Origin of the sequence: Streptomyces sp. NBC_00012, from assembly GCF_045040875.1 — a bacterium.
In the GTDB taxonomy this organism is placed as follows: domain Bacteria; phylum Actinomycetota; class Actinomycetes; order Streptomycetales; family Streptomycetaceae; genus Streptomyces.
The window spans coordinates 3,763,211-3,775,635 of record NZ_CP108309.1 but is presented as its reverse complement, the minus strand read 5'-3'; the positions used below and the strand labels follow the sequence as shown (position 1 = coordinate 3,775,635).

The following is a 12,425-nucleotide window of genomic DNA, read 5'->3' as shown; positions in this document are numbered from 1 at the left end:
CATGGAGACCTTCCCGAAGATCATCTCGGTGGACGACCACACGGTGGAGCCCGCTCATGTCTGGCGGGACCGGCTCCCGTCCAAGTACCTCGACCGCGGCCCGCGGATCGTCCGCGCACCGCTCAAGGAAATGACCTTCATGGGCGGGAAGTTCGCTCCCGTGATGGGTGCGAAGGGTGACGACGGGCCGATCGGCGACTGGTGGGTGTACGAGGACCTGCACCGCCCGCTCACCCGGCTCGACACCGCGGTCGGCTACGACCGGGACGAGATCAAGCTGGAGATCATCACCTACGAGCAGATGCGCCCGGGTTCGTTCTCGGTCCCCGAGCGGCTCGCCGACATGGACGTCAACCACGTCCAGTCCGCGCTCTGTTTCCCCACCTTCCCGCGATTCTGCGGCCAGACCTTCACCGAAGCGAAGGATCGCGAGCTGGGGCTGCTCGGGGTGCGCGCGTACAACGACTGGATGGTCGAGGAGTGGTGCGGGCCCGAGGCGCGGGGCCGGCTCATCCCGCTCACCCTGATCCCGCTCTGGGACGCGGAGCTGGCCGCGGCCGAGGTCCGGCGCAACGCGGCGCGCGGGGTGCGCGCGGTGGCGTTCTCCGAGATACCCCCGCACCTCGGACTGCCGTCGATTCACACGGACGAGTGGGATCCGTTCCTGCAGGCCTGTGACGAGACCGGGACGGTGATCGCGATGCACATCGGCTCGTCCTCGAAGATGCCGTCCACCTCGGCGGACGCACCGCCCGCCGTCGGTTCCACCATCACCTTCGCCAACTGCTGCTTCTCGATGGTCGACTGGCTGATGAGCGGCAAGTTCGAAAGGTTCCCGAACCTCCGGATCATGTATGCGGAGGGGCAGATCGGCTGGATCCCGTACATCCTGGAACGCGCCGACGTGGTCTGGGAGGAGAACCGGGCCTGGGGCGGCGTCGCCGACAAGGTCCACCGCCCGCCGTCGGAGCTGTTCGCCGAGCATGTCTTCGGCTGCTTCTTCGACGACGCCTTCGGGCTGAAGAACCTGGACTCGATCGGTGTGGGGAATGTCCTGTACGAGACCGACTACCCGCACTCCGACTCCACCTGGCCCAAGTCGCGAGAGGTCGGCGAGGCGCAGATGGGGCATCTGGACGCCGATGTGGTGGACCGGATCGTGCGCCGCAACGCGATCGACCTGCTGGGGCTGACGGACGACGGGCTGTGGGCGGGGCCCGGCGGAGGACACTAGGCCGACCGGGCCTGGGAGGTGGAAAAGAACGTGACACCTCAGGTATCGAGTGTCACGTTCTTTTCCGGCTACGAGTGTCCGGAGGGGCCTAGGGTCTTTCGTTTGGATCAGGCCGGATCAGGCACCGGGGCACGCGAGCCCGGCATGATCCAAACGAGAGGCCCTAGACCTCGATGACCGGCTCCTGGAGCTCCGTCACCCACTTGTCCCGGTCCTCGGGGCATTCCAGGCTGACCTCCCGGGCGTATCCCGCGGACCGGTAGCCGCTGGCGTCGATCCAGCGGGCCAGGGTCTGGGACGTCGACAGCACGCCGTCCATCGAACCCCGGTGGACGATGGTCGCCGCCTCGAACGGGGGCAGTTCGACCACCGTGATCCCGGTGTCGCCCACCGGGCCCACCGGCGCGGACACCGTGACCCCCGCGTGGACGACGACCGCCCCGCCGCCCTCCGGGGCGTCCTCGTAGTACGCGATCCCGGGGCCGTCGGGAGTGACGCCCGCCGCTCCCAGCAGCGGGAACAGCCGGTCGTACAGCGGCCCGATCACCAAAGTGATGTCCTCCGGCTCGTAACCGGCCGCGGTGCCGGTCAGTTCGGCGACCCGTACTGCGGCAACCTTCTTGATGACCACATCGTTCACGGACATGCTTCCCTCGCTCTCGATCGACCGGAGCCTCGCCTCGATCTGCGTCAGCCGTGCCGCCGCCGCCCGCATGGCCTCCTCCAGCTCCGCCCGGCGCAGCCGCAGCATCCCGCGCAGCTCCTCCGGCCCGACCTGCTCGTCGAGGATGGCCTGCACCTGCTGGAGCGTGAAGCCGAGATCCTTCAGGGCGATGACGCGGTTGAGGCGGGCGAGCTGGGCGGCTCCGTAGAAGCGGTAGCCGGTGTCGGGGTCGGTGCGGTCGGGGTGCAGCAGTCCGATGGCGTCGTAGTGACGCAGCATCCGGGCCGACACCCGTCCGTATCTGGCGAAGTCTCCGATGGTGAACATGATGTGTCCAAGCCCACCGCTTCACACGGTGTCAAGGTCAAGCGCCGCCGCCCGGGGCCCGGCATCGCGAGGAAAAGCGGGAAGGGAAGAGGGGGAGCGGAACGGGGAAAGGGAGAGGAAAAGGCAGGAGCCCCGTTCCCCGCCGAAGCGGAGGAGCGGGGCTCCTTGGGTACTACTAGCCGGCCGCGATCGGCCGACCCGGGCAACTAGGCCGGGGTGACGTTCTCAGCCTGCGGACCCTTGGGTCCCTGAGTGACGTCGAAGTTCACGACCTGGTTCTCCTCGAGGGAGCGGAACCCGGACGCGTTGATCGCGGAGTAGTGGACGAAGACATCCGGGCCGCCGCCGTCCTGGGCGATGAAGCCGAAGCCCTTTTCAGCGTTGAACCACTTGACGGTTCCGGTAGCCATAAGCCCTCCTTGGGCCAAAGGGTTGCCCTGCTCCAGAACCTGCAAAGAAGTCTGAAAACTACAAAAGCCTGCGGGTTACATGCTCCGCAGGCTCTGTACTGCAAGGGAAACCAAACTGCAACTTGCGTCGAGCCTAGCACGCAGCGTGTATCGAAGGGTAGAGGGAAAGATCACTTCACTCGGATGTTTGATTGCCGTGCTGATGAGCTGACGAAGTGGGCGTACGGGAGGGTGTCGTGGAGTCGACTTCCGGGTTACGGAGGGGGCCTCCGGGACCCGGGTGAGGGCTCCGGGCGAGGGCTCCGGGAACTCCGCGAGCGCACTGCGGGTGCTCCCGGGAGTGGGATCGGGTGCGCCCCGCGCCCCCGGTGCCGTCCCGGTCGCTCCACGGGTCTAGCCTCGCGATGTGGACAATTCAACCGTCTCAACCGTCGCAGGCGACGACCGTCGCAGCCGGCCGCGCGTCGGCCACATCCAGTTCCTGAACTGCCTTCCCCTGTACTGGGGGCTGGCACGCACCGGGACCCTGCTCGACCTGGAGCTCTCGAAGGACACCCCGGAGAAGCTCAGTGAGCAGCTGATCAGGGGCGATCTGGACATCGGCCCCGTCACGCTGGTCGAGTACCTGCGCAACGCCGACGACCTGGTCGCCTTTCCCGACATCGCGGTGGGCTGCGACGGGCCCGTCATGTCGTGCGTGATCGTGTCGCAGGTGCCGCTGGACCAGCTCGACCGGGCCCGGGTGGCCCTCGGCTCGACCTCGCGCACCTCCGTCCGCCTGGCCCAGCTGCTGCTCGCCGAGCGGTACGGGGTCAGCCCGGACTACTACACCTGCCCGCCGGACCTCGGCCTGATGATGCAGGAGGCGGACGCCGCCGTGCTGATCGGCGACGCCGCGCTGCGCGCCAACCTGCACGACGCGCCCCGGCTCGGCCTTCAGGTCCACGACCTGGGGCAGATGTGGAAGGAATGGACCGGGCTGCCGTTCGTCTTCGCGATCTGGGCGGCTCGCAAGGACTACCTGGCGGCCGAACCCGACCGGGTGGGCAAGGTCCACGAGGCGTTTCTGGCCTCGCGGGACCTCTCCCTGGAGGAGGTCACCAAGGTCGCGGAGCAGGCGGCGCGCTGGGAGGCCTTCGACTCGGAGGTGCTGGAGCGGTACTTCACGACCCTGGACTTCCGCTTCGGCCCTGACCAGTTGGCGGGCGTGCAGGAGTTCGCGCGCCGGGTCGGCCCGACGACCGGTTTCCCGGCGGACGTGAAGGTCGAGCTGCTCGGCGGCTGAGGCCCGGAAGCGGGGCGCGGTACGAGGGACATGGGCGCGAGCGGCATCGGTACGGGGCGTGGGCGCGGGCGTGGGGACGGGGGTGCGGAGCGCGGGGCGTGCGCCTCGCGCGGGAATGCCCGGGAACATAGGTGAATCCCGTACCTTTCGGGTTCGCTTATCCCTTCCCGCGCCTTCTTCCCGCCGCTTCCGCCTCATGTCCTTTGCCGGTACGGCATGCCCTTCTGTCGGTACGGCCTCGATTCGGGTTAATACGCGTCGAATAGCCGATTCCCGGATGGTGTCGCAGAGTGCCCCGGCCGGCCCCGGAATCGCTCGGGTGAACGACGCATTCACGCCTTTTGTTGTGTCGAAAGTCGTTGTTCGTTCCCTCAGGGGCGAAATAGGCGGATGGTTTCCTCTGTGACCTGATGGCCTTCGCCCCCTAGGCTTCGGTCGGAGGTCGGGCCGGTTTACAGGGGGAGTGTCCATATGCAGCCGCTGGAAGCCGGCGAACCGCTGACCATCGGTGCCTACCGATTGCTCGGCAGGCTCGGTGCGGGCGGCATGGGCCGGGTCTATCTGGGGCGCAGCGCGGGCGGACGCACCGTCGCGGTCAAGGTCGTGCATCCGCATTTCGCGCTGGACGAGCAGTTCCGCGCGCGCTTCCGGCGCGAGGTGGACGCGGCCCGGCGGATCGGTGCGCAGTGGACGGCCCCGGTGCTGGACGCCGACCCGGACGCGCCCATTCCGTGGGTCGCCACCGGCTACGTGGCCGGCCCCCCGCTCTCCGCCGCGGTCGCCGAGCACGGCCCGCTGCCCGAGAACGCGGTGCGGATGCTGGGCGCCGGACTCGGGGAGGCACTGGCCGCGGTGCACGGGCAGGGCCTCATCCACCGTGACGTGAAGCCGTCCAACGTACTTCTGGCACTGGACGGCCCCCGGCTGATCGACTTCGGCATCGCCCACGCCATCGGTGCCACCGCCTCGCTCACCTCCACCGGGGTCTCGGTCGGCTCGCCCGGCTACATGGCGCCGGAACAGATCCGGGGCGTCGACATCTCGGGCGCCGCCGATGTCTTCTCGCTCGGCGCGGTGCTCGCGTACGCGGCGACCGGTACCGCACCTTTCCTCGGCGACTCCTCGGCCGTACTCCTCTACAAGGTGGTGCACGAGGAGCCCGAACTGGGGGAGCTGGAGGGCGACCTGCGGGAGGTCGTCGCCGGGTGCCTGGAGAAGGAGCCCGAGGACCGGCCCACGCCGATGGACCTGGCCCGGCGGCTGGCGCCGGGCGGGGCCGCCGCGCTGGTGGCGGGCGGCTGGCTGCCCGGACCGCTGGTGCGCGAGGTCAGCCGGGCGGCGGTCGCTCTCCTGGACCTGGAGCCGCAGGACGCGCCGGTGCAGTCGGGGCCGGTGCCGTTCAGCGGTGCGGCGTGGGGTGCGGGCGGGGCCGACGGAATGAACGGGGCGAACGGGGGCGGGGGTGTGGGCGGCGGGTACGGTTCGCCGGCCGAGCCCTTCCCCACGCACGACCCGACCCGGCTGTCCCATCCGGGCGTACTGCCCTCGTGGCCCGCGAGCGCGGGCACGGTCGGACCCGCCGGGGCTCCGGGGGCGACCGGGCCGTCGCCGCGGACCGGCGACTCCGGGCTGCCCGGCCAGCGTACGGCCGACCCCCGTTTCTCCGTCACCGTCAGCGCGGACTCCTCCCCGGCCCGGCCGGACGCGAACCGCGGCCGGCGGCTCAGCTGCACCGTCGCCCTCGCGGTGGCGGGTGCGCTCGCCGCCGTGACCGTGGGCAGCGCGTTCCTCTTCGACCTGATGCCGGGCGGCAGCGGCGGGAACAACGCCGAGCACGGCAACGTCGGCAGCACCCCGCCCGCCGCCACGGCGTCCGACCGGCCGTCGCGGCCCGCGGACTCGGGCACGGGGAGCCCGGAGCAGATCGCCGAACTCCCGAAGGAGTTCATCGGCACCTGGAAGGGCCCGGTCACCGAGAAGACCACCGGGCAGCCGCACGGCACGCTCACCGCCGTCTTCACCGCGGGGAAGAAGGGCACGGACGTGGTCCGGATGAACACCGAGGTCACCAGCCTCGGGGTCACCGTCAGCTGCAACAGCGTGGCCAGCCTTACTTCCGGCACCGCAGAGGAACTGACGCTCCATGAACGCGTCGACCCGGACCGGCCCAGCACTCCGGCCCTGTGCACCTCCACCACCACCGACGTCCACTTCACCCTGGCCGACGACGGCACCCTGCGGTTCCGGTCCGAGGAGCGGGGTGCGGGGCTGCCGTACGGCACGTTGAGCCGGTCCGGCGGCTGACCCCACAAGGGGCTGGCGTACGCTGAACCGGTCCGTAGATCCGTTGAAAAACCGCCGAAAGGTGACAGCCCGGTGACCGAGAAGGCCGACCTTCAGCCCATCCTCGACCGAGCCGCCGAGGGCGGTCGGATCTCCCCGGAGGAGGCGCTCGACCTCTACCGTTCGGCGCCGCTGCACGCGCTGGGCGCGGCCGCCGACGCCGTACGCCGCCGCCGTTACGCCGGTACGGAGCACATCGCGACGTACATCATCGAGCGCAACATCAACTACACGAACGTCTGTGTCACGGCCTGCAAGTTCTGCGCCTTCTACGCCGCGCCGAAGGACACCGCCAAGGGCTGGTCCCGCGACCTCGACGACATCCTGCGCCGCTGCGCGGAGACCGTCGAACTCGGCGGCACGCAGATCATGTTCCAGGGCGGGCACCACCCGGACTACGGCGTCGAGTACTACGAGGAGCACTTCTCCGCGATCAAGAAGGCGTTCCCGCAGCTGGTCATCCACTCGCTGGGCGCCTCCGAGGTCGAGCACATGGCCCGGATCTCCGGGGTCTCCGTCGAGGAGGCCATCCAGCGCATCCACGCCGCCGGTCTCGACTCCTTCGCGGGAGCCGGCGCCGAGCTGCTGCCGGTCCGGCCGCGCAAGGCGATCGCCCCGCTCAAGGAGTCCGGCGAGCGCTGGCTGGAGATCATGGAGATCGCCCACCGCCTCGGTGTCGAGTCCACCTCCACCATGCTGATGGGCACCGGCGAGACCAACGCCGAGCGCATCGAGCACCTGCGGATGATCCGCGACGTACAGGACCGGACGGGCGGCTTCCGCGCGTTCATCCCGTACACGTACCAGCCGGAGAACAACAAGCTGAAGGGCCAGACGCAGGCCACGCTCTTCGAGTACCTGCGGATGATCGCCATCGCCCGGATCTTCCTCGACAACGTCGCCCACATCCAGGGCTCCTGGCTGACCACCGGCAAGGAGGTCGGCCAGCTGTCGCTGCACTACGGCGCCGACGACCTCGGCTCGATCATGCTGGAGGAGAACGTCGTCTCCTCGGCGGGCGCCAAGCACCGTTCCAACCGCCTGGAGATCATCGACCTGATCCGCAAGGCGGACCGGGTGCCGGCCCAGCGCGCCACCACGTACGAGCACCTCGTCGTCCACGACGACCCGGCGAACGACCCGGTCGACGAGCGCGTGGTCTCGCACATCTCGTCCACCGCGATCGAGGGCGGCACGGCCCACCCGGAGCTGAAGCTCCTCGACGCCAACTGAGGCAGCCTTGCTGACGGTTCATGCCGCCGACGCGGTGCACGGCGCCCCCGACGGGGCGGACTCCGTGGCCGTGGACGGCGCTGTGGTCGTCGCCGTCGGCGCGTACGGGGAGCTGATCGCCGCCCGTCCGCAGGCCCGGACCAGGCGGTGGTCCGGGCTGATCACCCCCGGGCTGCTCAACGCGGCGGCCCCGGTGCTGCTGGAGGCCGCCTACCACCCGGACCCGCGCGAGGCCGACGAGCTGGGCACCGAACCGCTCACCGGCGACGCCCTCACCGCACTCGGCATGGACGACGCCCGCTGGGGCGCCAGTGCCCGGCGCGGCCTGCAACGGATGCTGCGGCACGGCACGACCGCCGTCCGGGGCCCCTTCACCCGCCCCGCCGTGCGCACCGCGGTCGCCCGTTCGGGCCTGCGCGTCCACGCCCCCGGCCCGGCACCGGAACAGGTTTCGCTCGACCCGCTGGCGTCCGTACCGCGACCGGGCGACGCGTTCGCGACGGCGCTGACCGTCGGCGGGCCCGCGGACCTGGCGGTGTTCGACGTACCGGACCCGGCCGCGCTGCGCACCGAGGGCGCCGGGAGCTGCGTGGCGACGGTGCTCGGCGGGCGGCTGGTCTTCCGCCGCAGCTGACGCGCACGCATCACGGGCGGCCCGGGGCCGCGGCACCGGCGGACGGGCTCGCGGTACGGCACCGGCGGGACGGCTCGGGACGGCTCACGGCGCCGACGGGCCGCCCAGATAGCGGCCCCTCGCGTCGTACGGCCACGCGTTGGCGACGCACCCCTTCAGCCCGTAGATCTGCTGCATCATCGCGGGTGCGGGGCGGCCCTTGCCCGGACAGGTCTCGTGGCCGTGCCCCAGCCAGTGGCCGACCTCGTGGTTGATGATCAGGGCCCGGTACTCGGCGAGCGGGCCGTGGAACTCGGGCGATCCTTGCTGCCAGCGCTTGAGGTTGACCATGACGTCGGCGCCGACCCGGCAGTTGACCTCGCCGTGGGTGTCGAGGCCGCCCTTCCCGCAGATGGCGTCGGTGGTCGCGGGGGTGGCGATCCGGACGACGAGTCCGGCCGGTCCTTCGGAGACCCGGCGGAAGGTGTGCTCGCCGTGGTGCGACCAGCCCCGGGGCGCGGCCAGGACGCGGGCGATCTCGGCGGCGGCCCGGTCCGGATCGACGCCCGATCCGTCCTCCACCTCGACCCGGTACGCCATGCCTCTGCCCCCGTCTCCGCCGGTGTCCTGGGCGCGGGCCACGGTGAACGTGCCGGTGGCCGGCGCCCTCCCGGACGCGGACGACGCCGACGGCTTCTCCTCGGCGCCGGTGCTCCACCGGGGCCCCAGCAGGGCGGCGGCACAGATCAGCGCCGCCGGGACGAGCACGGCGGCGGACAGCCGTCTTCGCCGGCCCTCCGGCCCTGCACCTCGTGCGGACATCTGGGCTCCCCCCTGGATCCCGGCGGCTCGGTGCCCCCTCTGTACTGACCGTCGGCGGAACCGATCGGTTCAGTCCACCCGGGTCACGACTTGCGACCGGCGCCGAGCGGCGCGGACCGGGCTGCTTGAATGGGCGGGTGACCCGAGCATCCCTGGACAAGCAGCCGCACGAAGTCGCCACGATGTTCGACGGCGTGGCGGCCAACTACGACCTCACCAACGATGTGCTGTCGCTCGGCCAGGCCCGGCTGTGGCGCAAGGAGGTCGCGAAGGCGGTGCACGCCCGGCCCGCGGAGAAGATCCTCGACCTGGCCGCGGGCACGGCGACGTCCTCGCTGCCGTTCGCCGCGACCGGCGCGTACGTCGTGCCGTGCGACTTCTCCCTCGGCATGCTCCAGGAGGGCAAGAAGCGCAACTCCTGGCTGCCCTTCACCGCGGGCGACGCCACCCGGCTGCCGTTCCGCGACGAGAGCTTCGACGCGGTGACGATCTCCTTCGGGCTGCGCAACGTCCAGGACACGGACGCGGCGCTGCGCGAGCTGTACCGGGTGACCAAGCCGGGCGGCCGGGTGGTGATCTGCGAGTTCTCGCAGCCGACCTGGGCGCCGTTCCGCACGGTCTACACCGAGTACCTGATGCGGGCGCTGCCGCCGGTCGCGCGTGCGGTGTCGTCCAACCCCGACGCGTACGTCTACCTCGCCGAGTCCATCCGCGCCTGGCCGGACCAGCCCGGACTCGCGGCCGCGCTCCAGCGGGCCGGATGGTCGAAGGTCGCCTGGCGCAACCTCACCGGTGGTGTGGTGGCGCTGCACCGGGGCGTGCGCCCCTGAGGCAACGGTTCGGCGACTTCCGCCGACGGGAACCGGGCGGCGGGGAAGATGTGTCCGTTGAAGCGCACATGTCTTCCCCGACATCGCCGTCCCCCTCCCCGCCGCAGCCGCCGGAGTCCGTATGCCGTTGTACTGCCCCTTCTGTGGAACACAGGCCCCGGACGGGGCGCGCTTCTGTATGAAGTGCGGGCGCGAGCGCCCGACGGTCGCCGACGCGGCACCGGCCGCGCCGCCCGCGATGCCGGACGCACCGCCCCGTTCCGAGCCGCTCGGACCGCCGTCCCACCAGCCTCCGCCGCCCGGACCGGTGTCCCAGCAGCCCCCGCCGCCCGGTCACGCGCCGCTGCCGGGTCCGGTGGTTCCGTCGCCCCTCGGCGCGTTCTTCGGCCGGACCTTCCGGGGCGACTGGGCGGGTTCGGTGAAGGCGGCCGCCTGGCCCACCGGACTGATCCTGGCCCTCGCGGTGGCGCTCGCCATCCCCTCGTACGGGCAGGGCGACGATGTCGTCGTCGGCTGGGGCGACCGGCTGCGGATCGCGCTGGCGGTGCTGCTCCAGGCGTTCGGCGGCGGCTTCGAGCTGGTGGCCACCGGCCCGAGCGGCGACAGCGGTGGCGGCAGCGAATTCGAGGCCGGCTGGTACGACCTCCAAGGAGGCATGTCGCAGAGCGGGGCCTCGCTCTCCGTGGTCCCGCTGACCGTCACCGTGCTGTGGGTGGGCGCGCTGATCCTGGGCGCCCGAAGGGTTCGCGCGCAGGGCGGCGGGCTGGAGGCGGCGGTACGGATCGGCCTGGTGGCGTCCGCCGCCGTCCTGGTCCTGGGGCTGTTCGCCCAGCCCGATGTCGCGGGTGTGTCGGTCTCGTCCGCGCCGCTCCTCGCCATGCTCGGGGCCCTGGTCATCTCGTTGCTCGTCACCGGCGGCGTACTCCAGCGCGACGCCGCGGCGCAGTGGCTGGCCGCTCGTCCGGTGGCGTTCACCACGGTCCGGGCGGTGGGGACGGCGGTACGGGCACTGGGCGCCGTACTCCTGCTGTGCAGCCTGATCGGGTACATCGCGTACGCCAACGCCGACGACGTGGACGGCGAGTCCATGCTGATCGCGCTGCCGCTGCTGCCGAACATCGGCCTGGCGGTGCTCGGGCTCAGCTGGGGAGCTCCGTTCGAGTACGACATCCGCGGGCAGGTGAGCTTCTTCGGCGCGGGTACGGAGCACGGCAGCGTCGGACTGTCCGAACTGGGCGAGGAAGTGAACGGCTGGGCGGTGACCGGCGCGCTGGCCATCGGCGTCGTCTGCGCGCTGACCATCGGGATCTGGGCCGCGCGACGCTCCGCGGACCGGCGTGAACAGGCCACCGCGGGCGCGCTGTTCCTGGCGCTGTTCCTGGTGCTGAGCGGTCTCGGCGGGGTGTCCGTGGAGCTGGCGGGCGGCTTCGGGGACACGGGCGATCAGGGCACGGCGGAGCTGGCGACGAGTGTGTCGGACGCGCTGCTGTTCGGGCTGCTGTGGGTGGGCGGCGCGGTGCTCGTGGCGCCGCACCTGCTGCGGCTGACGGGGCGGGCCACGCCGGTCGCGCCGCAGGCGCCGATGCCGATGCCGGTGTCGATGTCGTTGCCGATGGCTGCGCCTGCGCCCGCGCCTGTGTCGATGCCGACGCCGCCGCTGCCCGGTGCGGCGCCGGAGACCCCGACCACGGTGGTCCCGGCGAACCCGGCTCCGGCTCCGTATGACCCTTCCGCCCCGGCGAACCCGGACTTGCCCCCGACCGAGGCCGTTCAGCAGGCCCCGGCTCCGGCGTCGACCCAGACCCCGACCCAGACCCCGACTCCGACCCGGACCCCGGCTCCGTACGACCCGCAGACCGTCGCCCTTTCCGCGGCGCCCGCGACGCCCGCCGCACCCACCGTGCCCGTGGCCTCTCTCGCTTCCCCGCCCGGCTCCCGCAAGCGCGCCGCCCTCATCTGGACCGGCACCCTCGTCGCGGCGCTGCTCGTCGGCGGCGGCGCGACGGCGGGAGTCCTGGCCCTCACGGACGGTGGGGGCGGGGGCGGAACGGTCGAGGACGACCGGCCCACCACCGAGGCCCGGAGCAGCCAGGAACCCTCGGCCGAGCCGTCGCAGCAGCAGATCCCCTCCGCCGACCCGACCCCCACCGCCTCCGCTGTCTCCGCGAGCCCCTCGGCCCCCTCCGCCCCCACGGTCCCCGAGGGCTTCCGGCTCGTCTCCGACACCGCCGGGTTCTCCTTCGCCGTCCCCACGGTCTGGGACCGGCGGAGCGAGGAGAACAACCAGATCACCTACGCGGGCTCCACCGGACGGGCCGAGCTCAAGGTCGGCGTCATCCGCAACGCCCCGTACAGCTCGTACGAGAACTTCGTGACGCTGGAGCGGACCGCCGACGCCAACCAGAAGAACTACCGCCGCATCGAACTGACGGCCAACTCCTTCCAGGGGCGGCCCGGCGCGATCTGGGAGTACACGTACGAGGACCGGGAGAGCGGCGAGACGATCCACGCGATCGACCAGAGCTACATCGCGGACGACGGCACCGAGTACGCCGTCTACACCACCGAACGCGACACCGAATGGCCCGGCGCCCGGCGGATCTTCGACACTGCCCTGTCCACCTGGATGCTCAACGACATCGACTGACGCCCGAGTTCACGGCG

At 71.4% G+C, this 12,425-nt stretch carries 10 protein-coding genes; 7 read left to right on the top strand and 3 right to left on the bottom strand.

Features of this window, described 5'->3' with window-relative positions; genetic code table 11:
- Position 1: 1 nt before the first annotated feature.
- The gene (locus OHA19_RS17195; RefSeq protein ID WP_405715632.1) at positions 2-1,234 is read left to right on the top strand and encodes an amidohydrolase family protein; all 1,233 of its coding nucleotides are present in this window, start codon (positions 2-4) and stop codon (positions 1,232-1,234) included.
- Between the two features lie 163 nt (positions 1,235-1,397).
- Here the strand turns inward: OHA19_RS17195 and OHA19_RS17190 are convergent, their stop codons facing one another.
- Together OHA19_RS17190 and OHA19_RS17185 are read right to left on the bottom strand one after the other, a co-directional pair.
- On the bottom strand, positions 1,398-2,225 hold the full coding sequence (locus OHA19_RS17190; protein WP_405715633.1) for a MerR family transcriptional regulator: 828 nt from the start codon (positions 2,223-2,225) through the stop codon (positions 1,398-1,400).
- A gap of 206 nt (positions 2,226-2,431) precedes the next feature.
- Positions 2,432-2,635 (bottom strand): cold-shock protein, encoded by a 204-nt coding sequence (locus OHA19_RS17185; RefSeq protein ID WP_003967102.1) that lies wholly within the window; start codon positions 2,633-2,635, stop codon positions 2,432-2,434.
- A 406-nt stretch (positions 2,636-3,041) separates the two neighbouring features.
- Between OHA19_RS17185 and OHA19_RS17180 the strand changes: the two genes are divergently transcribed.
- From OHA19_RS17180 to OHA19_RS17165, 4 genes are all read left to right on the top strand, one after another.
- Complete coding sequence (locus OHA19_RS17180) at positions 3,042-3,920, top strand: menaquinone biosynthesis protein (protein ID WP_358944255.1); 879 nt, start codon at positions 3,042-3,044, stop codon at positions 3,918-3,920.
- A 471-nt stretch (positions 3,921-4,391) separates the two neighbouring features.
- Entirely contained in the window at positions 4,392-6,224 is a 1,833-nt protein-coding gene (locus OHA19_RS17175; protein ID WP_405715635.1) for a serine/threonine-protein kinase, read from the top strand.
- A gap of 72 nt (positions 6,225-6,296) precedes the next feature.
- Positions 6,297-7,496 carry a cyclic dehypoxanthinyl futalosine synthase gene (gene mqnC / locus OHA19_RS17170; RefSeq protein WP_405715637.1) on the top strand — a complete coding sequence of 400 codons (1,200 nt, stop codon included), beginning with the start codon at positions 6,297-6,299 and terminating at the stop codon, positions 7,494-7,496.
- Between the two features lie 7 nt (positions 7,497-7,503).
- Positions 7,504-8,130: a hypothetical protein gene (locus OHA19_RS17165; RefSeq protein ID WP_405715639.1), complete on the top strand. Its 627-nt coding sequence runs from the start codon at positions 7,504-7,506 to the stop codon at positions 8,128-8,130.
- An 84-nt stretch (positions 8,131-8,214) separates the two neighbouring features.
- Here the strand turns inward: OHA19_RS17165 and OHA19_RS17160 are convergent, their stop codons facing one another.
- The gene (locus OHA19_RS17160) at positions 8,215-8,931 is read right to left on the bottom strand and encodes a DUF3152 domain-containing protein (protein ID WP_405715641.1); all 717 of its coding nucleotides are present in this window, start codon (positions 8,929-8,931) and stop codon (positions 8,215-8,217) included.
- Between the two features lie 137 nt (positions 8,932-9,068).
- Between OHA19_RS17160 and OHA19_RS17155 the strand changes: the two genes are divergently transcribed.
- Both OHA19_RS17155 and OHA19_RS17150 read left to right on the top strand, forming a co-directional pair.
- Positions 9,069-9,761 (top strand): demethylmenaquinone methyltransferase, encoded by a 693-nt coding sequence (locus OHA19_RS17155; protein WP_405715643.1) that lies wholly within the window; start codon positions 9,069-9,071, stop codon positions 9,759-9,761.
- A gap of 121 nt (positions 9,762-9,882) precedes the next feature.
- Positions 9,883-12,408, top strand: a complete 2,526-nt coding sequence (locus OHA19_RS17150) for a zinc-ribbon domain-containing protein (RefSeq protein ID WP_405750688.1) — start codon at positions 9,883-9,885, stop codon at positions 12,406-12,408.
- Positions 12,409-12,425: the final 17 nt, after the last annotated feature.

Coding starts and splice junctions, on each gene's coding strand:
- OHA19_RS17175 (WP_405715635.1), top strand. CDS start 4,392: ATGCAGCCGCTGGAAGCCGGCGAACCGCTGACCATCGGTGCCTACCGA.
- OHA19_RS17150 (WP_405750688.1), top strand. CDS start 9,883: ATGCCGTTGTACTGCCCCTTCTGTGGAACACAGGCCCCGGACGGGGCG.
- OHA19_RS17195 (WP_405715632.1), top strand. CDS start 2: ATGGAGACCTTCCCGAAGATCATCTCGGTGGACGACCACACGGTGGAG.
- OHA19_RS17190 (WP_405715633.1), bottom strand. CDS start 2,225: ATGTTCACCATCGGAGACTTCGCCAGATACGGACGGGTGTCGGCCCGG.
- OHA19_RS17160 (WP_405715641.1), bottom strand. CDS start 8,931: ATGTCCGCACGAGGTGCAGGGCCGGAGGGCCGGCGAAGACGGCTGTCC.
- OHA19_RS17185 (WP_003967102.1), bottom strand. CDS start 2,635: ATGGCTACCGGAACCGTCAAGTGGTTCAACGCTGAAAAGGGCTTCGGC.